At 59.7% G+C, this 21451-nt stretch carries 15 protein-coding genes; 9 read left to right on the forward strand and 6 right to left on the reverse strand.

What is annotated here, in order from left to right:
- Positions 1-98 precede the first annotated feature (98 nt).
- From EI291_RS10165 to EI291_RS10190, 6 genes are all read left to right on the forward strand, one after another.
- Positions 99-2744 carry an MGH1-like glycoside hydrolase domain-containing protein gene (locus EI291_RS10165; protein WP_125419705.1) on the forward strand — a complete coding sequence of 882 codons (2646 nt, stop codon included), beginning with the start codon at positions 99-101 and terminating at the stop codon, positions 2742-2744.
- 96 nt (positions 2745-2840) lie between these two features.
- Entirely contained in the window at positions 2841-3458 is a 618-nt protein-coding gene (locus tag EI291_RS10170; protein ID WP_125419706.1) for a cyclase family protein, read from the forward strand.
- 204 nt (positions 3459-3662) lie between these two features.
- On the forward strand, positions 3663-4658 hold the full coding sequence (gene gnd / locus EI291_RS10175) for a phosphogluconate dehydrogenase (NAD(+)-dependent, decarboxylating) (protein WP_125419707.1): 996 nt from the start codon (positions 3663-3665) through the stop codon (positions 4656-4658).
- A gap of 157 nt (positions 4659-4815) precedes the next feature.
- Positions 4816-5532 carry a PD-(D/E)XK nuclease-like domain-containing protein gene (locus EI291_RS10180; RefSeq protein WP_125419708.1) on the forward strand — a complete coding sequence of 239 codons (717 nt, stop codon included), beginning with the start codon at positions 4816-4818 and terminating at the stop codon, positions 5530-5532.
- A 445-nt stretch (positions 5533-5977) separates the two neighbouring features.
- The gene (gene asnA / locus EI291_RS10185; RefSeq protein ID WP_125419709.1) at positions 5978-6985 is read left to right on the forward strand and encodes an aspartate--ammonia ligase; all 1008 of its coding nucleotides are present in this window, start codon (positions 5978-5980) and stop codon (positions 6983-6985) included.
- A gap of 276 nt (positions 6986-7261) precedes the next feature.
- A complete protein-coding gene (locus EI291_RS10190; protein WP_125419710.1) occupies positions 7262-7630 on the forward strand; it encodes a hypothetical protein in 369 nt (122 codons plus the stop codon).
- Between the two features lie 69 nt (positions 7631-7699).
- Here the strand turns inward: EI291_RS10190 and EI291_RS10195 are convergent, their stop codons facing one another.
- Positions 7700-9013: a flavin monoamine oxidase family protein gene (locus EI291_RS10195; RefSeq protein WP_125419711.1), complete on the reverse strand. Its 1314-nt coding sequence runs from the start codon at positions 9011-9013 to the stop codon at positions 7700-7702.
- Positions 9014-9044: 31 nt separating this feature from the next.
- On the reverse strand, positions 9045-9467 hold the full coding sequence (locus EI291_RS10200; protein WP_125419712.1) for an STAS/SEC14 domain-containing protein: 423 nt from the start codon (positions 9465-9467) through the stop codon (positions 9045-9047).
- 133 nt (positions 9468-9600) lie between these two features.
- Here EI291_RS10200 and EI291_RS10205 point away from each other — a divergent pair, with 133 nt between their 5' ends.
- Positions 9601-9948, forward strand: coding sequence for a DUF3140 domain-containing protein (locus tag EI291_RS10205; RefSeq protein WP_125419713.1), 348 nt, complete (start codon positions 9601-9603; stop codon positions 9946-9948).
- 103 nt (positions 9949-10051) lie between these two features.
- Here the strand turns inward: EI291_RS10205 and EI291_RS10210 are convergent, their stop codons facing one another.
- Positions 10052-11137, reverse strand: coding sequence for a fatty acid desaturase family protein (locus tag EI291_RS10210; RefSeq protein ID WP_125419714.1), 1086 nt, complete (start codon positions 11135-11137; stop codon positions 10052-10054).
- 681 nt (positions 11138-11818) lie between these two features.
- On the opposite strand from EI291_RS10210, the gene EI291_RS23415 reads away from it, so the two are divergent.
- Positions 11819-12646: a hypothetical protein gene (locus tag EI291_RS23415; protein ID WP_125419715.1), complete on the forward strand. Its 828-nt coding sequence runs from the start codon at positions 11819-11821 to the stop codon at positions 12644-12646.
- 72 nt (positions 12647-12718) lie between these two features.
- Entirely contained in the window at positions 12719-13765 is a 1047-nt protein-coding gene (locus EI291_RS10220; RefSeq protein ID WP_125419716.1) for a CUB domain-containing protein, read from the forward strand.
- A 142-nt stretch (positions 13766-13907) separates the two neighbouring features.
- On the opposite strand, the gene EI291_RS10225 is transcribed toward EI291_RS10220, so the two are convergent.
- The 3 genes from EI291_RS10225 to EI291_RS10235 form a co-directional block, all read right to left on the reverse strand.
- Positions 13908-14447, reverse strand: a complete 540-nt coding sequence (locus tag EI291_RS10225) for a pyridoxamine 5'-phosphate oxidase family protein (RefSeq protein WP_125419717.1) — start codon at positions 14445-14447, stop codon at positions 13908-13910.
- Between the two features lie 71 nt (positions 14448-14518).
- Positions 14519-16306 (reverse strand): Shedu anti-phage system protein SduA domain-containing protein, encoded by a 1788-nt coding sequence (locus tag EI291_RS10230; protein ID WP_125419718.1) that lies wholly within the window; start codon positions 16304-16306, stop codon positions 14519-14521.
- A 53-nt stretch (positions 16307-16359) separates the two neighbouring features.
- Positions 16360-21423 carry a DNA repair ATPase gene (locus tag EI291_RS10235; RefSeq protein ID WP_125419719.1) on the reverse strand — a complete coding sequence of 1688 codons (5064 nt, stop codon included), beginning with the start codon at positions 21421-21423 and terminating at the stop codon, positions 16360-16362.
- Between the last annotated feature and the right edge of the window lie 28 nt (positions 21424-21451).

Consider the following 21451-nt stretch of genomic DNA (forward strand, 5'->3'; position numbering starts at 1 on the left):
TTAGTTGTCAGTTGCTGGTTATCAGTTGTCAGGAAAGGTCCGGATAACTGACAACCAGCAACGACCAACAAACAACTGATAACCGGCAACTCCAGTACATGAACGAAGAACAACAACGGCAGCAGGAGGCGCGGGACGGCAAGGCGGCCTGGCACCGGTTTGGTCCCTATGTGTCGGACAGGCAGTGGGGCACCGTGCGTGAGGATTACTCCCCCGATTCTCAGCCCTGGACCTACACTACCCACGATATGGCCCGCAGCTATGCCTACCGCTGGGGGGAGGAGGCTATTGGTGGCGTGTGCGACGAACACCAGTTTCTGTGCCTGGCCCCGGCGTTCTGGAACGGGCAGGACCCCATCCTGAAAGAGCGGCTGTTCGGCCTCAGCGGGCCTGAGGGCAACCACGGGGAGGATGTGAAGGAGTTGTACTATTACCTCGATAGCACACCCACCCATAGCTATATGCGGATGCTCTACAAGTATCCGCAGCATGCCTTTCCGTACGACTGGCTGGTGCAGGAAAATGCCCGCCGCAGCCGGCAGAAGTCCGAATTTGAGTTACTGGATACCTGTGTATTCCGGGAAAACCGGTACTTCGATATCTTTCTGGAGTATGCTAAGGCCGGCCCCGAGGACCTGCTGCTGCAGATAACGGTGCATAACCGGGGGCCTCAGGAAGCGCCGCTGCATGTGTTGCCCCAGGTGTGGTTTCGTAACACCTGGGCCTGGGGATACACGACTCAGGTGCCGCAGCTACGGGTGCAGTCTGACGGCGCTATTTGCGTTGACCATACCAGTCTGCCAGCCCTGCACCTGTACTACGACCAGCCGGACGGGCAAGCGGCAGAGGCGCTGTTCTGCAACAACGAAACCAACGCGCAGCGGCTTTACGATTCCCCTGGCACCACCCCATACTGCAAAGACAGCATCAACGACTACGTGGTGCAGGGCCAGCGCGCCGGCATAAACCCCGAACGGCAGGGCTCTAAAGCCGCCGTGCATTATCAGCTGAACGTGCCGGCCGGGGAAAGCCGCACGGTGCGCGTGCGGCTGGCGGCTCCCGGGCTGGCGGATCCCTTTGCGGATTTTGCTGCCATTCTCAACCAGCGCAAAGCCGAGGCCGATACGTACTATCAGGAGCTGCAAACCGGCATCGACAGCCCCGATGCCCGCACTGTGCAACGGCAGGCGCTGGCCGGCATGCTCTGGAATAAGCAATTCTACTACTACGATGTGGCCGAGTGGCTGCGCGGCGACCCGGCTTTGCCAAAGCCGCCGGATAGCCGCTGGCACAACCGCAACCACACTTGGCAGCACCTCAATAACGCCGACATCATTTCCATGCCCGATAAGTGGGAGTACCCGTGGTATGCGGCCTGGGACCTGGCGTTCCACTGCATCCCGCTGGCCATGGTAGACGTCGACTTTGCCAAAAACCAGCTCCACCTGCTTTGCCGCGACTGGTACATGCACCCCAACGGGCAGCTGCCGGCCTACGAGTGGAAGCTGGAAGACGTGAACCCCCCGGTGCACGCCTGGGCCACGTGGCGGGTATATAAAATCTGCCAGAAACAGAGCGGGAAAGGCGACACGGTGTTTCTGGAAAGCATCTTCCACCGCCTGCTGCTGAACTTTACGTGGTGGGTGAACCGCAAGGACCGCAACAACCGCAACGTGTTTGAGGGTGGCTTTCTGGGGCTGGATAACATCGGTGTGTTTGATAGAAGCGCCCCGCTACCCACGGGCGGCTACATTGAGCAGGCCGACGGTACCGCCTGGATGGCCATGTTTGCCCTGAACATGATGCGCATCGCCCTGGAACTGGCCCGCACCAACCCCGTATATCAGGATCTGGCCAGCAAGTTCTTCGAGCACTTCCTCTACATAGCCCACGCCATGACCAACATGGCCGATCAGCAGATTGATATGTGGGATGATGAGGACGGCTTTTATTATGATGTGCTGAATACGCCCGAAAACGGCCGCTTTCCGTTGCGTATTCGCTCGATGGTGGGGCTGATTCCCTTGTTTGCGGTAGAGGTGTTGGATACCAATACCCTGCAGGATGTGCCCCGCTTTGTGCACCGCCTGAACTGGTTTCTGGACCACCGGCCCGAGCTGGCCGCCCTGGTGAGCCGCTGGCAGGAGCCCGGCAAGGGCCAGACCCACTTGCTGAGCCTGCTGCGCGGCCACCGCATGAAACTGCTGTTGCGCCGGATGCTGGATGAGGCCGAATTCCTTTCCGAGTACGGGGTGCGGGCGTTGTCGCGCTACCACCTGGAGCACCCGTTCGTATTTCAGCGGGAAGAGGGCGTGAATGCAGTGGTGGACTACGAACCCGGCGAGTCCACTACTTCGCTGTTCGGCGGCAACAGCAACTGGCGTGGCCCCATCTGGATGCCCATGAATTTCCTGCTGATTGAGTCGCTGCAGCGGTTTTACCACTACTATGGCCCCGAGTTCAAGGTAGAATACCCCACCGGCTCGGGCAGCTACTGCACGCTGCTGGAAATTTCGCAGGCTCTCACGGAGCGACTTACCAGCCTGTTTCTGCGCAATGAAGCCGGGCAGCGGCCCTGTTTTGGCCCCGATAAGCAGCTGCAGAATGACCCCAACTTCAAGGATTACCTGCTCTTCCACGAGTACTTCCACGGCGACTCCGGTGCCGGGCTGGGTGCCAGCCACCAAACCGGCTGGACGGGCCTCATTGCCAAGCTTCTGCAGCCCCGCCACCCCGATGAATGAGTTGCTGGTTGCTGGTTTCTAGTCGCTAGTTGTCCAACAACCAGAAGTCAGCAACAGGTAACTAGCAACCAGTAACCAGCAACCAGAAACTCCCCGATGAATTGGCTTGATTTCACGACCACAATTTCCGACGGTATGGCCTACTGGCCCGACAACGCGCCGGTGCACATCAAAAAGACGCTGAGCATTTCCCGCGGCGACGCCGCTAACGTGACTGAAATGAGCCTGAGCGTGCACACCGCCACCCACGTAGATGCGCCCCTGCACTTCTTGGAAAATGGGGAGGATGTAACGCAGCTCGACCTGACGACTCTGATGGGCCCGGCGCTGCTGGTGGAAATCCGGGATGCGCAGTTTGTGACCAAAGCTGAAATCGAGCACCTGCAGTTGCCGCGCGGCAGCCGGGTATTGTTCAAAACCCGCAACTCCCGGCAGGAGTGGGCTACCCAACCCTTCAACCCCGATTTCGTGCGGGTGCGGGCCGATGCCGCCGAATGGCTCCGCGACCAGGGCGTGGTGTGCGTGGGCGTCGATTACCTCTCCGTGGGCCCCGCTGATACTCACCATATTCTGCTGGAAGCCGGCATCAGCGTAATCGAAGGCCTGGCCCTGCAACACGCCGACCCCGGCGAGTACGAGCTGATTTGCCTACCCCTCAAAATTGCCGGTGCCGACGGTGCGCCCGCCCGAGTCATTGCCCGCAAAATTGAGTAGCCGAACATCATGCTGCCCCTCCAGCCCGGCATGACGCGCTGACGTTGCTTCGATAACCCAAGGTTTAACCCCTGGGCTACGAAGTGGCCGACGTTGCAAGGCTACCCAATCATCAGCACGCGGGATTTCTCGGCTGCACTCGGAATGACGTGCGGCTAACTCATCCACTCATATCCTTTCATCCTCCTCAACCGCAACAACATCATGAGCAAAACGCAGATAGGCGTCATTGGCCTGGGTAAAATGGGTGCCGGCCTGGCCCGGCAGGCGGCCGAAAAAGGCTACCCCGTAGTTGGCATGGACCTGCACCCGCGTCCCGATCTGGAATCCGAAAACCTGCACGTGGTAAGCAGCATTGAGGAGCTGGTGCAGCGGCTACACCGCCCGCGCAAAGTGTTCCTGTACATTCCGGCCGGTGCCGCTGTGGATGGCCTCATTGAGCAGCTACAGCCCCATCTGGAAGAAGGCGACATTATCGTGGACGGCGGCAACTCATACTGGGGCGACTCCATCCGGCGGGCCGCCCGGCTCAAGGAGAAGGGGATGTACTTCATTGACTGCGGTACCAGCGGCGGCCCCGGCGGAGCACGTACCGGTGCCTGCTACATGGTGGGCGGCGACGAAGCGGCCGTAAACCAGCTCAAAGATTTCTTCGTGGAAACAGCCGTGCCCGACGGCTTCCTGCACACTGGTCCGGCCGGTACGGGGCACTACGTGAAGCTGGTGCACAACGGCATCGAGTTTGGGATGCTGCAGGCCATCGGGGAGGGAATGGGCATGCTCACCCACTTCCGCGAAAAGCTGGATATCAGCGCTATTCTGGGCCTGTGGAACAACGGCTCGGTGGTGCGCAGCTGGTTGGTGGAGCTGATGAAGAAAATGTACGACGAGGAAGCCGGCTTCAATGTGCCCAGCTACATCGAGGACACCGGCGAAGTAAACTGGCTGGTGGCCGATGCCCTGCACATGGAGGTACCCATTCCGGTTATCACCCAGTCGGTGATGCAGCTCTTCACCTCTCGCGACAAAGACCCCACCTGGGCCAAGGCCATTGCCATGATGCGCCACGGCTTCGGCGGCCACCCTTACGGCGAGGACAAAGGTATTCAGCACGAGCGGCAGTACGGCCGCGTGGGCGAGTACGAAATGCCCGAAGAAACCGGCGAGCGAGCCAACCGGGAACCCGGCAGCCCGCAGTAATCTGCTAGCGAGGTGGCGCGCAGCCTGGCTGTGCGCTACCTCCAGGCCGACGGTGCTGCGCCCGGAGTTTGCGGAAAAAGCCGTATACTACCCCTATCCAAACCCGATTCTGCCTTCTTTCCCGGAGCCTTTTTCAGGGCTCCGCTGTTCTCCTTACGTGACTGAGCTAACCACTACCCCCGCCCGCCCCGACCTACTCCGGATACCGTACGACGATTACCGCGCCCTGCCGGCCATTGCCAACTCCGACCTTTCCCGCCTCCGTGATGCCCTGAATGGCCGCCCGCCCCGTCCGCACAACAGCGTAGGCGGGGCCCTGGGCCTGGGCACGGCGTTTCACACGGCCCTGTTGGAGCCCGATCTGTACCAGCCCGGCGAGCCGGGCATCAACGATACGCTGGTGTGGTGGATGGTGGAAGGCGTGAAGCTGAACCCCGAGGTGAATGCGCTGCTGGAAGCCGGCACGCCCGAGCCCAGCTGCATTTTCACGGAGCCCGTAACCGACACGCTTTGCAAGCTGCGCGCCGACCTTGTGGTGGATCAGCCCGGACAGCCGTATACCATCATCGACTTTAAAACCACCATGGCCCGCGACCATAACCACTTTGTGGAGCAATGCTCGCAGTATGACTACGACCGGCAGGCCGCCTTTTACGCCGACGCCCTGCACGCCGACCGGTTTTTGCTGGTAGGAGTGCAGAAGGTAGAGCCCTTCAAGGTATTTGTGTATGAGGTGCCGCCGCAGTTGCTGCGCGAAGGCCGGGCCAAATACCTGCGGCTGCTGCGGCTGCTTAAGCCTGACGCGCCGGTGCCCCTATCCGTGGTGCAGGCGGTGCGCGACGTACGCGACGCTTTGACCGGCGAAACTGAATAAACCCTGAATACGGTATCATATTGCCGGAAAAATGGTTGTTATAATTAGAAACAGTGAAAATAATATTATGGCATTCTTTGGTATTTTAAATAAGGTTTTCTATACTTGCATACATCAGACGAAAAACTGACCCCAATCATGCGTCATTTCCGCAATAATCTCCAGAATAATAACTCGAATAATCTTATTCGGGACTGGAAGGCTATTGCTCCATTGGAGAACTGAAAAATCACTAACTGATTTTCTTTTAAAGCCTTCCGCAGCCCGGAAGGCTTTTTTTGTGCCCACGGTCCGGCCCGGCATGGTAAGTAGCCAGCCGCTAACCCCGCCAGTTGCGCACAAAGTGTTTTCGGATTTCTAAAAAAAAACTCCCGCAGGGGAGACGGAAATTCGTGTGCCTTTTCGAAAATAAAAACCATTTCAAAAACCATAAATAATAATTGCCATGACTGCGCAGGAATTATTAAAAACAGAAGAAGCCATCGGCTTTGTAAAGGAAATCTTCGCCAAAGAACTCAGCACGCAGCTGCAGTTGAGCAAGGTGTCGTCGCCGATAGCCGTGCTGGACGGGACCGGCATCAACGACGACCTGAACGGCATCGAACGTCCCGTGGGCTTCCCGATTAAGGCGCTGGATGAGCGCCGCGCCGTGGTGGTGCACTCCCTGGCCAAATGGAAGCGGGTGCGCCTGCAGGAGCTGGGCATTGAGGCCGGCCGAGGCCTGCTCACGGATATGCGCGCTTTGCGCCCCGATGAAGATTACTCGCCTATCCACTCCATTTACGTGGACCAGTGGGACTGGGAAAAGCACATTATCCCTGAGCAGCGCACCCAGGAGTTTCTGAAAGCTACCGTGGAGCGTATCTACGAGGCTCTGAAAACCACCGAAGCCCGCGTAGCCGCTGAATACCCCGAAATTACTCCCGTGCTGCCCGGCAAAATCACCTTCCTGCACGCCGAAGATCTGCTGAAACAGTACCCCACGCTCACGCCTAAGGAGCGGGAGCACGAGGCCACAAAGCAGTACGGCGCGGTATTCCTGATGGGTATTGGGCATGAGCTGAGCCACGGGGAGCCCCACGACGGCCGCGCCCCCGACTACGACGACTGGAGCACCGAAACCGCAAGTGGCTACCGGGGCCTCAACGGCGACATTCTGCTCTGGCACCCGGTGCTGCAAACGGCCTTCGAGGTATCGTCGATGGGAATTCGGGTGGATAAGCAGGCGCTGGTGCGGCAGCTGGCGCTACGCGGCTGCGAGGACCGGCAGGAACTCTCGTTTCACTCCCGTTTGCTGAAGGATGAGCTGCCGCAGAGCATCGGAGGCGGTATCGGGCAGAGCCGGGTATGCATGTTTATGCTGCGCAAAGGCCACATTGGGGAGGTGCAGGTGAGCATCTGGCCCGAGACTGTGCGGGAAGAGCTGGCGGAGGCTGGTGTAGGGCTGCTGTAAGGTAGCCGGGGAATGCTGCCCACGGCAGCAGGGCGGGGAAGCAGGTTTGGCGGCCGTAGCTTCCCCGCTTTTTTGTGCCCTGGAGTTTCGGCGGAGGAATACCCGGGGTTGGTAGGATAAAGTGCGGATCCGGAAGAGTAAAGCCAGGGTGTTGGCCGGGTTGGCAGTGGTTCGGTACCAGGCTTGCAAGTGGGAATACAAGCGCTTAACTAAAACAGAAAGCCTCTGCTACGCAGCAAACGGCTATTTTCTTCCACTTTCTTTCCCTGCATCATCATGAAAACCTCCCTGCTTTCTCTTGCCGCTGCCTTTGGACTCTTGGCTTCTACCGCTGCGCTGGCAGCTCCTGCTCCTGACCACCGCGACGATGACCGGTACCGCCGCGAATACAACAAGTATGACGACCGTAACAACCGGGACTTCAACTACGGCTTCAATAAGAAACACCGCGTAACGCCCGCCGAAAAGGCCCGCTGGGAAGCCCAGCACCGCAACGACGGGCGCGACGATGACCGGCGCTCCGACTACGACCGTCGCAACGACCGTAACGACCGGGACTTCAACTACGGTTTTGATAAAAAGCACCGCGTAACGCCCGCCGAAAAAGCCCGTTGGGAAGCTCAGCACCGCTACGAGCATCGTTAAGCGGATTACCGCAGTAACGCACACAGCCGGCCCACTCTCCCAGCAGAGTGGGCCGGCTGTTGTTTATGCCTATGGGGCAGAAAGCTGTAGCATTTGCTGAGCTGCTGTTGCTCCGGTTACCAGAGCGGCTTCCACTGTACCCGAATACAGACCGTTGTATACTCCTTCGCCGGCCACGAACAGCGTGTCAGCAACCGGAGCCGAAAGCGTAGCTCGGAATGCAGCTGCGTTGATGGTTGGGTAGGAGTAGGCTCCCAGCGCTACTGGGTCGGTGGCCCAGTTGAGGATGCGGTGCGCCTTCAGGTGCTGCCGCAGATGGGCTGGTGTGCTCTGGAGCAGGTAGGCCAACGAGTCCAGCGCTTCGGTCAGTAACTCGGAAAGGGAGAGGTGCTGGCGGTGAGCAGCGGCCGAACCGGCTACCCAGCCCGTGAGCAAGGGCCGGGAGCCGGGTTGCTGGCTCCACCAGGTAGGCACGGCAGCATCCGAGAACAGAAAGCCCATATCCGGTAGGGCTTGCTTTATGTCGGCGGAAGGCTGCTCCCAGATGGGGGCATCGAACTCCAGCAGATACTTGATAACCGGGCCGAAACCCAGCTGTTGGGCGGCAGTGCGGTGCTCGGGTAGCTCAGGTTCCAGGAAGAAGTGACCGGGCTGGCCTGCCGGGGCTTGCCACACGCCCAGCGGGACCGTGAGAAGCAGCTGAGACGCGTGGAATACCTGCCTATCCTGGCACCTGACGGTTACCTGCCCGGGCTGCCACTCAATGCGGGTTACCTGCGCGCCAAGTTTCAGCTGTGCGCCGGCGGCCTGCAGCTCTTGCGTCAGTCCCTGTATCAACCCCGCGTAGCCGCCTAGGGGCCGGGGGGAGTCTTCGGCACCGTTGCCGCTCCATTCGTCGCGGAGGGCAAAGGAGCTGGCGCGGCGGGCATCGGCGGCGTCGTAGCCTTCGGCGAAGCGCGTTACCTGTTCGCGCAGGAGCTGGTACTCGTCGCCGGGAAAATACTGGACCAAAAAATCGGCCAGGGGCAGGTCGTGGGAAAGTTGCTGCAGGCGCTCCAGCAGCAGCGGCATGTCGTCGAGGAACGACTCGGCTACGGCGGCCTGGCCGGCCGTTACCTCGTAGGTGGTGCCCGCAGTGTCGTGCCAGCCAATATCGTAGGCAGTCAGCAGCTCGCGGGTGAGGGGCACGTCGCCGTGCAGGAATTCGGCCCCGGCCTCCGTGGGGGCGCTGAAGCCGGCTTCGGCGGTCAGCGTCTGGATGCGGCCGCCGGCGTAGGGCCGGGCTTCCAGCACCAGCACGCGTCGACCGGCCTGGGCCAGGTTGCGGGCGGCCAGCAGCCCGGCAGCCCCGGCACCGATAATGAGTACATCAATGTCAGACATACTGCTAAAACTACCAGCTCCCGAGTCGTGTTCAGGCGGAGGTGGCTAACCGGGCTGCCTGCAGCCACTGCCGGGCCGTATCCAGGTCGTTGAACAGCTGCATCTCAAACTGCGAGCCGACGTGCACATGCAGCTGCTCGGCCGACATCTGGGCGAAGATGCCGGGGGCCAGCACGTGGGCAAACCGTCGCAGACCCAGCGCCACGGCCCGCGGCATCCACTCTTGGGCCAGGTATTCGTTGGCCTGGTTCCAGGAGCCGGTTACCTCGCGGTTGTCGTTGAGGATGGCGGTGGCCCCTGTTTGCTGCATGAGGTTCAAGCCCTCCACGGCACCCTGAATCACGTTTTCGGTACTGAGCAGGCCCATCCAGCGGTTGTACAGCCACTGGTTGGCTTCATCCCATTCGGTGATGAGATAGGGCTTGCCGAAGGAGTTGATAAGGGTGTGTGGCATAGATACAGGAACGAAGCGCGGCCGCAAGATACGGAGCCTAAGCCCGGCAGTAGCGGGATTCTGGCTAAACGGGTAACCTCCCGCGGCCGGGGTACGTTTTTTCCCAACCATCCACCTTAAGCCTCCAGTTACCATGACCACCGCCAAAACAACTCCCGACGATATCCAGGCCGCCTTCAAAAAGGACGTGAACATGACCGCCTCCGAGCTGGAGAAATGGCTGAAAACGGACGAATCGAAATCCGTAGGGCAGGACAGCGGCGACGGCAGCAGCGTGGGGCACCACTCGGGCGAGAAGATTGTGCGCATCCTGCACAAGAAAAAAGCCGACCTCACCGCCGCCGACGAGGAGCACATGCATAAAGTGCACAGCTACATCAGCCGCCACCTAGCTCAGGGCCCCCACGACAAGAAGGACGTAGAAACCTCCCGCTGGCGCTATTCCCTCATGAACTGGGGGCATGACCCGCTGAAGAAGTAATCAGCCGGCACAAGTCTAGTTTATTCCTGCATGCCCGGGCCCGGCTTCTCGTGAGAGGCCGGGCCCGGGCATGCAGAGGTTTGCGAGGCTCTGGAGGAGGCGCTTAGCAGGCAGGTTGCCCTAGCTTGTGCAGCATGCGGTAATGGGAGCGTAAGGCCGAGGCAAAGGAAGGATTTTCCAGGTAGGGCAGGCCAAATTCCAGCGCCGTTTCGCGCACAATGCGGGAAAGCGCCGGATAGTGCACGTGGCAGATGTTCGGGAACAAGTGGTGCTCAATCTGCCGGTTAAGGCCCCCGCACAAAAAGCTGGCTAGTTTGCTTTGGGGAGCGAAATTAGCCGTGGTGCGCAACTGATGAACGGCCCAGGCCTCCTGCATGTCGCCGCCGGCATTGGGCTGCGGAAAAGCGGTGCCTTCCACCACGTGGGCCAGCTGAAACACCAGACCCAGCACCAGCCCCTCCACAAAGTGCAGGGTCAGGAAGCCCAGCACAAACTGCCACCAGGTAATATCCAGCACCAGCAGCGGCACAGCAATGAATAGGATGTAGTACAGGGCCTTATAGGCAAACAGGTTGATGTACTCGCGGCGGGGATGGGAAGGAGTGGGGTGTTCCCCGATTTTGCTCTGGAAAAACTTCACGTAGTCCTTGCGCAGCACCCACGACAGCGACGCCAGCCCATACAGCGGAAAGGCATAGAACCGCTGGTAGCGCTGCCACGGCTTCAGCGGATCCTCGGTGGACAGCCGCACCAGCCCCGGTGCTACTTCTATATCCTCGTCGTGGCCCGGGATATTGGTGTAGGTATGATGCACCACGTTATGCGTGATGGTCCACACGTAGGGGTTGGCCCCAATCAGGTTGAACAACAGGCTGAACGCCCGGTTTACGCGCCGGTTGGAGGAAAAGGCATTGTGTAGGGCATCGTGGCAGATGTTGAACCCGATGAAAGCGCAGCAGGCTCCCAACAGGCCGGCCAGTCCCAGCATCACCAGGGGGCTGAACGAGCCAAACAGGATCAGCAGATACAACGCCACAAAGCTGCCGAGAAAGAACATAGCCTTGCCCCACATAGCCCCGTTGGCATGGCGGGAAAGGTGCTGACTAGTGAAATACGCGTCGGCCCGTTGGCGAACGGTGGCAAAGAACGTCGAGCGGGCGACGTTGGTAAATTTGAGCGTGGTACGCATAAACGGAAGGGGAAAGGCTGCGCTAGAGCAGTCCAGACCGCTTCGGCTATGAAAAGGGGGAAAACGTAAACCTACGGCTTTTCGTGAGGACACCTCGGCAGCGGTACCGCTGGCAGGGAGTAGCAGGGTACTCGGGGTACGTTTCATCCTCTTAACCTCGGTGCTGTGGTAAGCGTTCCGTTTGCCGCCTCAGTGCCTTGCGCCCACCATGCAACCGGCCGGCGTGGCTGGCTGGTTTTGCCGGGAGTGAGGCCAGCGGCCAAAGTGGTTCCCGCCGGAAAACCGAGCGACGGCGCGGCCAGGGACAGCGCCGTTGCTCGGTTGCGCCGAGTAACATATATGCCTGAGCAGCTGCGCTGCCAATTGGATGGAGCCAGTGGTGTTGTTTGGCTATGACCGGGGCAGAACGCTCACGGCACAGCCGACCAATGGCGGGGTACTGTGGGATTTGTAGAAATTAGGAGCCCAGCATTTCTGATCGGGGCGGGTGACGAAAAAAGATTCAGCACGCTGCTCTGTGCTGCGGGTAAGCCCAACCCTAGCAATGTTCGTTGTGGCTCCTTACGTAAGCAGCTGCACAACCTTAAGCTGTCTTTCACGAAGTATATGCCACACATTCCCTCCACTATGAGCCGCCGCTAAGCCCCGGGCGGCCTCGGCGTTACCCTGGCCGCCGCGGCCGTGACGCCGGTTTTCGGAGCCGAAGCCGCACCCGAACCAGCTGCCGCTGAGCCGCTCCAGAATCCGAATACCGGGTACCCGCAGCCCCTGTTCAAGAGCCAGAGCCAGCCCTGGCTGGGCCTGGCCGGCAAGATGGCCCCCTTGCCCAACCACGGCGAAAAAAGCTACAAGGGCTCGGGCCGTCTAAAAGGCCGCCGGGCTCTGATTACGGGCGGCTCGGGCGGTCAGAGCGGGGCGGCCGGTCGGCGGGATGAGGCCGCCGGTTTTCAGTTGCAGCTGGCAGCGGTGAAGGCCGCGGGGCGGGCAGTGGGCATGGGCGGAGCCGGTACTACTGGCGAAACGGGTGCTGTGTTTGGCCCCCTCAGTTGTGGAGCCTTCGCAAGGGCTTTCCGCGGCCGGTGGCAGTCGGCATCAGCCGGCAAGGTGCACGGGGTTCCATGGCTGCAGACCAGGTCCGTTAGCAGGCCGGGCAGCACTGCCCAGGCCGGACCATCGAGTCAGCACCTGTTCCCGGGGCCGCTGCAGATTGTACAGCCCGCTGACGCGCTGCCCCAGGCGGTGCGCGGGTGGGAAAGTACCGGCCCCGTGCTGCGCCTCGACAACTTCCCGATTGCGCGTCGTCAAGTGGAAGATTGGGGGGAGGTATTGCCTTCGGAGCATAAGTGGGTGCCAAGCGAATGGGTACTCCCGTGGCCGGGAAGCCGGGCCGCCGGAGCCGGTGCTGCCCGCGCCGAAGCCGACCACGCGGCCCGGCTCGCGTTGCCAGCCCAGGTGGCCCGCTTACCAGGGGCGGGCGCGCCGGCCCGCAAATCCGGCCGCGGCGACTAATGCCCATTTCCGGCTGGTACTATTGGTAAGAGGTTTTACTTTTAGGCCGTCCATTGTCCTGGCCTGCCTGCTATGAAACACGTGTACCTCCTGCTGCTGGGGCTGCTGCTGCCCCTGGCGCTGCGCGCCCAAACTATTCTGATACCGACCGGCACGGGGACTACCACCGTCACTGGCTGTAGCGGCACCGTGTACGACGCCTCGGGCCCCAATAGTGATTATCTCACGGGCAATTACGGCGTCCTGGTGCTGCGCCCGACGGACGCCGCGACCGGCCGGGTCAGCCTGACGTTCTCGCTGGTGCAGATCGAGCAGAACTATGATTTTCTGTACATCTACGACGGGGGCAGCACCAGCAGCCCGCTGCTGGCCGCGCTGACGGGCACCACCGGTCAGGGCCAGACCTTCACGGCCACCAACGTGCTGGGAGCCCTCACGCTATACTTCGTCACCGACGCCAGCTCAAATGCGGAAGGCTTCGCGGCCACGCTCAGCTGCGTGCCGCTGCCCGCCAGCACCTACGTCGGCAACGTGGGCGTGGGCACGACCCTGCCCTTAGAAAAGCTGCAGGTGGCCGGCACCATCTACAGTAGCCAGGGCGGCCTGCGCTTCCCCGACGGTACCCTGCAATCGACTGCGGCCCTCACCCAGCGGCTCAGCCTGGCGGGCACCACCCTGAGCCTGAGCGATGGCGGCACCGTGACGCTGCCCGGCGACAACCTGGGCAACCATGCTGCCGCCTTCAACCTGCGCCTCAACGGCCACTGGCTCAGCAACGACGGCGCCAACGCAGGGGTGCGCATCGACAACAACGGCAACGTGGGCATCGGCACCGCTACGCCCCAGGCCCGCCTGCACGTCAACGGCTCGGTGCGCCAGGATTCCTACAACTCGGACCTGCTGACCATCGCGGCCGGCAGCACCGGCTCCTTCGACTGGCAGCATAACCTGGGCTATCAGCCCGCGCTGATGGTGGTGGTGGACCAGACCGGCGGGGGCGGGGGCGAGTACGTGTCGCACAGCTACGAGCACCTAAGCAACAACCTGACTCGCTTCTACGTGCGCAACTCGCGCGGTACCAACGCCGTCTTCCGGCTGCGCTGGATTCGGGTGAACTAGATAACGTATGTAGTCGCTCGGCTGTGCCGAGTGAGGTGTACGTTTGAGCAGCTATGCTGCGAATTGAACGGGGCCGTTTGGTGATGCATGTGCAAGCGGCGCGGGACGGCGCAGCCAGCCGCGCTGTGGTTTCGGCGCTACGCTAGTGGATACCGGTGGGCTTGCCATCGAGGCTGCGGGTGTTGCGGGTGTGCCAGTATTGCGCCACCTGCTCGGGGCCGCGCTTATCCATAGAGTGGTTCAGCTCGTTGCGCTCAGCCTGGTACTCGAAGAACGGCACGGCCATGCCGCAGGAGGTTTGCACCAGGTCTACGTCGACCACAATAACCTGCCGGGCGCCGGGCAGGGGCGGGAACAGCGGCAGCAGCTCGGCCCACTCCGCGTCGCGGGGGTGGTACACGGTGGCGGTGCCGTAGAGGCGCAGGATGTTGGGCTTGCCCTCGAAAGCGCACCACATCAGCGTAATGCGGTTGACTTCCAGCAGGTGGGCGGCGGTTTCGTTGCCGCTGCCGGTCAGGTTCAGCCAGGCCACCCGGTTGGCATCGAGCACGCGCAGGGTATCCTGGCCCTTGGGCGAGATATTCACGCGCCCATCGGCCGCGGCAGTGCCCACGAAGAAGATGTGTTGCTGCTCGATAAACGCCTGGATGTCGGCGCTGATAGCGGGGTACTGTTTGCCCATGAGTGAGAGAAGTTGGCTGGATAGAGCCCTTAAATGCTGGAGGCCGAAAATCCGTCTCCTTTAACACTGTTCTAAACTCGTGTTAAAGGGGACGGATTTTGATTTAGTTGAGACAAGAGCCAGTTTAGTAATGTATGGGCATTGCTAATTACATCGTTGAATGTAAGTACTTTAATTCCCTCGCCATGGCTGTACAAAGAATTAATATTTGACTTCCCACCTAGTACTATAATGTCAATAGCTGAGCCAGTTAGAAAGGGCGTTATTTCTTGCCTATAATCAGCTGCCTGTGCGATATCATTTCTGCTTAACGTATGAGAAGGTCTTTTAAATTCTATTAAAAGGTAGTGTCCTAAAACGTTTTGTGTTAATAAAAGATCAGGGCGGTTTTGAGAATGAGAGCCATTATACTGGTTCCTGCCTGTAATTCTTTTTATTACAGTCTTTAATGTAACGTTAGAAGCCATGATAGAGTACTCAGGACCTAGAATCCAAAGATTGTTCTCAATTGCTTTGTGAATTTCTTTCTCTTCTGTTTTAGGATCGTTTACTAGCTTTTGCAGCATTAACAGGAAGTTTATTCTAGATGCCGTCTGTTTAGACATCATTGCCATTTCAACTAAGCCGAAGAGATTTAGTGCATCAGCAAAACTTGAAACATCGGCGTGCTGAGCTTCATCAAGTGCTTTTATGACTTCCCAATATTCATCTTTCTCGATAGTATCTAAAACAACACTTATTAATGATCTTAGCTTGTTTTCTGGGAGCGTATAAAAGTTATTTATTACCTTATCTAATGCCTTTTTTGCATATTCTCTCTTGTATTCAGGTAACTTCTGTAGTTCTATATGTACCTGTTTTTGTATTCTTGCTTTAGCTAGAGATATTTCATTCTTAAATTCATTTCTGATAGCATGTTCTATTTTGTCGCTAACAAACCCATGAAGAGCTACAAAGGCATGGCTATTTTCAATTACTGTACCCCAATCAGCTGTTACGTAATTCAATAAATCATTAGCCTCTACTTCGCCATACAATCTTTTCAAAAGCTTTCCAGGTATATCAGGATTGTTCTTGTCAACATCAAAAAAAGTAGGCTTTCCTACAGCCTTCCCGCCAACGCGTATAGAAATACCTGGCTGTCGTAACTTGTGACTGGTATCACTGATTACAAATCTTAAATTAACTGGGCCTAGGTCGGCTAAAACTTCTTTGTATTCAAATGATTGTCCTTTGACATCAGTAACATCGAGTCTTTCATTATTTACATAAATATTAAAATGGTCCTGACGACCGTATTCCATTATTAATATTAGTTTTAATCTTTCAGGATTTGGGTATAATAAATTTTGATTTATATTATATATAGTAATAGTTGTCCCGTCTTCTTCATTGCAGTTGATTTCTTCTATAGGTAAATCAATGTCTTCGATATCCCTTTTAGCTTTTGATAGCTCTTCTTTTTCAATAGTCAGAATGGTTTTCTTACCTCTTGCTACTGTTTCTAAACGCATTGTGGAACCAACGAATAGGCCGGCAAATTTCCCAATACCTTTACGGCCTTTTACAAGTCTTCCATTAGACGTATTATCCCCTTTTCGCTCACGACGATTACGAGCAATAGTCATGTATTCACTCCTTACTTCTTCAGGAGTCATTCCTGTGCCGTCGTCCATGAAGATGATTTTGAAATCATCAGTAATTGGCGTTAGGAAGGGTGGTAGAGAAATCCAGACATTCTTTGAATCAGCGTCCCATGAGTTATCTACCAATTCACGAAGGGCGTGTTCTGATGAACGATAATTCTCGCCTAATAACCCTGCTATTTTAGCATCTACCTTAAATCGATTTGAAGCCATTGAGCTTAGCTGATGATGTTTATAAAAGTGTAGGACGTTTAGCTAAGCTAACATTATTCCCGCTTCAACGCTTCACGAATCCCACTCAGCCCGCCGGCAATGCTTTCCAGCTTATCGAGCATCTGCAGGAGCTGGCCGGCGCCGGAGTTGCGGAGGTTGTCGCGGAAGGTGGCTTTGATTTCCTGCCAGCGGGCCTGCTCGGCGGGGGTGAGCCAGCCCAGCAGCTCGCGCAGCTTGAGCAGGTTGGCTTCGGTGGCGCTGGTCAGGGTTTGGGCCTCGCTTTCGTAGTGGGCGGCCAGTAGGTCCGTTATTTCCTGGTCGTTCATCACGGGGCGGACTTTCTCGGCCAGCTTGTTCATGTTGCGGTAGGAGCCCTGCAGCTTAAATGGGGGCTCGGTGCGGTAGGTGTCGGCCTGGGCGGCGCTGGCAATGTAGGCCGTATTCACGCGGGCCACCACATCGCGCAGGCGCAGCAGCTTTTGCAGCACCGCCACGTACTCGTTCAGCTCTTCGGGCGAGTGGTTGCCCTCGAAGCTGAGGCCGTCCTGCTGGCCGGTTTCGGCGAGGCGGATGAGGGCGGGGACGTCCTGGGGGCTCTGGGTGGCGAGGCGGGCCAGGGCCGTGTTGCTAGTGAGGGCGTTTTCGAGGTAGGAGAGACGGAAGGCGTCTTCGGAGCCGGCCGTGAGGATGTCGCCAAGGTTGTAGATGTCGGCGCGGTTGGCCAGCATGTCGGGCAGCTGGAATACGTCACCGCTTTCAGTGTAGGGGTTGCCGGCCATCACCACCGCCACCTTGCGGCCGCGGAAGTCGTAGGTGCGGGCGTGGCCCTCGTACACGCCCTCAATCTTGCGCTGGGCGTCGCAGAGCGAGATGAACTTCTGCAGAAACTCGGGGTGGCAGTGCTGGATGTCGTCCACGTAAATCATCACGTTGTCGCCCATCTCGAAGGCCAGGTTCAGCTTCTCCAGCTCCTGCCGCGCCCCGGCGTTGGGGGCCTGGGCGGGGTCGACGCTAGTCACGGCGTGCCCGATGGCCGGGCCGTTGATTTTCATGAAGATGAGGCCCAGGCGGTTGGCCACGTACTCCATAAGAGTGGTTTTGCCGTAGCCGGGCGGGGAGATGAGCAGCAGCAGCCCCATCAGGTCGGTGCGCTTGCCCTCGCCGGCCGTCCCGATCTGCTTGGCCAGGTTGGCCCCGATGATGGGTAGGTACACTTTGTCAATCAGCTGATTGCGCACGAATGACGTGAGTACGCGGGGCCGGAAGTCTTCCAGGCGCATGTCCTCGGCGGCCCGAGCCAGCAGCTGCTTTTTCGTCTCCTGAAACTGCTCGAACTGGGCCATGGTGGCGCGGTCGTAGTGCAGCAGGCGGCGGCGGAACTCGGGGAAGTTGAGGTGGTATTCGTTTTTCGTTGTTTGGTTTTCGTTGTTCGTGGTGATGCGCGGGTGGGTGCCCTGGAAGCCTTCGAGGGTTTCGGTGGTGGGCGTGTGGACGACGCGGGCGGGGTCGAAGGTGTGGGTGAGGAGGAGGACGGCTACCTCGGTTGCCTCACCCCCCGGCCCCACCCTCGCTTGATGCGCGACATCCTCCGGGAGAGGGGGAGCCTGACGATTTTCGTTAGATGAATTTTGTTCTTGATTAGGGGCGCTAGCACTTGCTGACGCGAGGCTCCCCCTCTCCCGGAGGATGTCGCGCATCAAGCGAGGGTGGGGCTGGGGGGCGGGGTGCGCCGCCTGCACCCACTGGCGCACCAGCTGGAACTGCGCTACGGGCTGGTCCTGGAGCTGGTCGATGGACTGCTGGAATAGGTCGGTGGCGTGGCGGTCCTGCAGCTGCTTCTGGAACTGCTGGTGCAGGTCGGCGGCTTCCTGGGAGATGATGAAGGAGCCGGTGTGGGTCAGCTCGTGGAACAGGTAGTCGCCGGCTTCCTGCACCTGTTCTGGCGTGAAAAGGCCGGTTTGGGTGGCGAAGGTTTCGACGGCGGCTTGCAGCTCGGCTTTCAGCTGGTCGAACTCCTGGGAATCGGGGAAGACCTGCAGGAGCACGCCGATGCCCTGGAGCTGCCGCTCCCAGTGGGCGCGCTGGTCGGGGTCGGCGAAGCGCAGCCAGTAGAGGGCGGCGGCGGCGCGGGTATCGGCCGGGTAGCGGAGCAGGTCGGCGGTGCGGGTGAGGCGCACCAGGGCCGTGAGCAGCAGGGCGGCGTCGTGGTCGTGCACGCCTTTGAGGTAGCCTTCCTGGTAGCGCGCGGCCATGAATTGCTGCACGTAACTGAGCAGCTCGGCGGGGCTCAGGTGGCCCAGCTCGGGCACCGAAAGCACGGCGGGGCGGCCGGCCTCGGGGTTGGCGGGGGCGGGGTGCTGAGCGGCCTGCAGTATGCGCCAGGCCAGAAACTCGGCCCGGTACACGTCCTGGTTTTCTGATACCACGGTTTGCTCCCAGACGGGCCGGGAGGCCAGCAGGGCGGGGTCGGTTATTTTCTGGAAGAAGTTGGTGCCGGTGAGGTGGTAGTGCAGGTCGCCGTCGCGCAGCACCACGGTCAGCTCCAGCGGTTGGGTGTTCACGGTGAAGGTGTGTGTGCCGAAGCGCAGGGTCTGGCCGCCGTCGGCGAACAGGTCGGCTCGGTCGCGGAGCTGGCGCACGGCGTTTTCGCGCAGGGTTTTCAGGCGGCTCTGCACGTCATCGGCCTTCACCGAGTCGCCGAGGCTGAGCAGGTCCTGGGCGGTCTGGCGCACCTTTTCCACCATCACATCGGCGGCAAAGTAGCCGTTGATGTCGGCCACCGATTCCAGCCGGCTGACGCGGCTCTGCACCGCTTTCAGCAGCCGCTCCGCGCTTTGCAGCAGGGCGGTGGCGCGCTGGTTGCGGGCGGCCACCAGGGCGGTTTTCTTCGACTCGAAGGCTTCCACCACCTGCTCGCGGCGGGTGGTGAGCTGCTCGATGAACTGGTCGAAGTCGGGGAACTTGCCTTCCAGTTCTTCCAGCTGCACCATGAGCTTGGTCAGGTACTCGTCGCACTTGGCGGGGGTGTCGGCTAGGTCGAGGTAGTTGGTGAGGGCCTGTTCCAGTAGCTTGAGCTGGGCCGTGAATTCAGCCTGGGCCTCGGTGCCGGCCAGGGCCTGCCGCCGCCGCTTCAGGGCCGCCCGAATCTGGTTGAAGCGGGCGTACACCGTCGAGATGTTGTCGATGATGGCCGTGGTCTGGGTGGGGTCGGGGATGGGTAGGTTGCTCACCACCTCAATCAGCAGCTCCAGCTCCTGGGCCACGGCGGCGGTTTCCTGCTCGCGCTGGTCGGCTTCGATGGTTTTCTGCACCTGCTCTACGCCGTCGGCAATGGCCTGCACGCGCTGGGAATAGGGCAGGAGGGCATCGGGCCGGAGCAGGAAGTCCACGGTTTGCAGCGCCACCTCCTTGCTGAGCGCCTCCAGGTCCTGGGCGTGCTTTTCCACGGCCGGCAGTTCCACATAGCGCAGCTCCTTCAGCGAAATGACCTCGCCCCGCACCCCGCGCAGCTCGCCCAGCAGCTGCACAAATTCCGTGACGGTATCGGGCGCCGAGCGGCGGATGCGGCCGGTCAGCTCGTCGGCTTTCTGGAACACGGCGGCCGTTTGCTGGGCCGTGTTCTTGCGCAGGCTCTGCACCTTCTCAAACTCCTCCACGGCCGCCGTGGCCGTCTGCCGGATTTCGGCCAGGGGCTCGGCTAGGGCCTGGGCCGCTGGTTCGCGCAGCCAGTGGTAGGCGTCGGTGAGGGCAGTGGTCTGGCGGATCAGGTCGAGGTAGAGGCCGGCGTAGCTGTCGTCCTTGCCGGCGAGGGTCAGCACTTCCTGCACCTCGCTCATGGCCCGTACAATCTCCTTGTTACCCAGCTTGTAGAGGTAGGAATCGGACGTGACGGGCAGCTGGAAATCGGGGGCGGTGTAGGGCGTCTGCCAGATCTGCACGGCGTGATGCTTCTTGGGCTCGTCGTCGGCCCGGAAGTAGCACAGCTCCCCGTTCTCAAACAGCGCATAGCCGTGGCACACAATGGGGTTGTCCACGCGCTGGGCAATGCGGTTGTAGCTCAGCAGCAGGTAGGTGCCGTGGTCCTTGTTGAAGAACACGTACAGGAAATCCTCCCCGTTCGGCGACACCACGCGCTTCTCGAACAGCATCTCGCGCAGGCCGTTGTCGAAGAGCTTGTTGTCGCCGGTTTGCAGGTAGAAGCCGTGCGGAAAGATAAGGCCCTGGCCGTCGGGCAGCAGCACGCAGGCATCGGCCAGGGCGTCGAGGCGCTGGGCGGTTTTGAGCCGGTGGTTGAAGATGAAGTAGCGGTACTGCTGCTCCTGGTAAGGCCGGATTTTCAGTAGAATCAGGTTACCGACTACCGCGTAGTAGATTTCTGAGTCGTCCAGGGTCTGGTCCTTGTCGTCCACCGGCTCGCTCAGAATGCCCTGGCCGGAGGTGGTGTTGTCCTCAACTTTGATGGTCAGGTCGCCGCCCACGGTTTCCACGAACACCTTGTCCTCGATGCTGATGTGGGGGTGCTTGCCGCCGCGCTGCATGTCGCGGGTGGCGCGCTTCCACTGGAACTCGTGCTGGGGCGGGAAGGTGTACTCGTGGTCGGAGCGGTTGTCGAGGTAGGTCAGCGTTTCGCCCTGGATGAGCCACTTAAACGTCTTCACATCCGACGCACTCTTACCCACCCGAAACACCATGAACAGGTGCACGCCAATGACGGCGAACTTCACGAACTGAGTGTTCTTGTAGTAGCGGTACAGGTTGCGAAACTCTTCCAGAAACTGCGGATGCTGCAGCAGCTCCAGGCCCAGCGGCCGGAAGTCGTGCGCGGCGTACTCGTACACCCCAAACACGTCAGCCAGATCGGGCTCGGCCTTCAGCCCCAGCACCACGTTGTAGCCGAAAATGAACCGCTGGCCCACCGGCACCATGTCCCAGGCCACGCAGTTGTTTTCGGTGCTGATGCGGCCGGTGCCAATGAGGCGCGTATCCACGGCCCCAAACACCTGCTTACGCTCCGCGTTGAGCTGGTCGAGGCGCTGGCGCAGGTCGGTGCTGCTTTTGAGCAGGCGGTTGCGCAGGATTCCGTAGGTGCCGGTTTCGAGTTGGGTAGCTTGTTCCATAAACACAGCCCCAACGTCAGCCAGGGCT

Source organism: Hymenobacter rigui (genome assembly GCF_003944715.1).
Classification (GTDB): Bacteria; Bacteroidota; Bacteroidia; order Cytophagales; family Hymenobacteraceae; genus Hymenobacter; species Hymenobacter rigui.

Bases quoted from the DNA above. Each gene is read 5' to 3' on its own strand.
- EI291_RS10165 (WP_125419705.1), top strand. From the start codon at position 99: ATGAACGAAGAACAACAACGGCAGCAGGAGGCGCGGGACGGCAAGGCG.
- EI291_RS10170 (WP_125419706.1), top strand. From the start codon at position 2,841: ATGAATTGGCTTGATTTCACGACCACAATTTCCGACGGTATGGCCTAC.
- gnd (WP_125419707.1), top strand. From the start codon at position 3,663: ATGAGCAAAACGCAGATAGGCGTCATTGGCCTGGGTAAAATGGGTGCC.
- asnA (WP_125419709.1), top strand. From the start codon at position 5,978: ATGACTGCGCAGGAATTATTAAAAACAGAAGAAGCCATCGGCTTTGTA.
- EI291_RS10190 (WP_125419710.1), top strand. From the start codon at position 7,262: ATGAAAACCTCCCTGCTTTCTCTTGCCGCTGCCTTTGGACTCTTGGCT.
- EI291_RS10195 (WP_125419711.1), bottom strand. From the start codon at position 9,013: ATGTCTGACATTGATGTACTCATTATCGGTGCCGGGGCTGCCGGGCTG.
- EI291_RS10200 (WP_125419712.1), bottom strand. From the start codon at position 9,467: ATGCCACACACCCTTATCAACTCCTTCGGCAAGCCCTATCTCATCACC.
- EI291_RS10205 (WP_125419713.1), top strand. From the start codon at position 9,601: ATGACCACCGCCAAAACAACTCCCGACGATATCCAGGCCGCCTTCAAA.
- EI291_RS10210 (WP_125419714.1), bottom strand. From the start codon at position 11,137: ATGCGTACCACGCTCAAATTTACCAACGTCGCCCGCTCGACGTTCTTT.
- EI291_RS10220 (WP_125419716.1), top strand. From the start codon at position 12,719: ATGAAACACGTGTACCTCCTGCTGCTGGGGCTGCTGCTGCCCCTGGCG.
- EI291_RS10225 (WP_125419717.1), bottom strand. From the start codon at position 14,447: ATGGGCAAACAGTACCCCGCTATCAGCGCCGACATCCAGGCGTTTATC.
- EI291_RS10230 (WP_125419718.1), bottom strand. From the start codon at position 16,306: ATGGCTTCAAATCGATTTAAGGTAGATGCTAAAATAGCAGGGTTATTA.
- EI291_RS10235 (WP_125419719.1), bottom strand. From the start codon at position 21,423: ATGGAACAAGCTACCCAACTCGAAACCGGCACCTACGGAATCCTGCGC.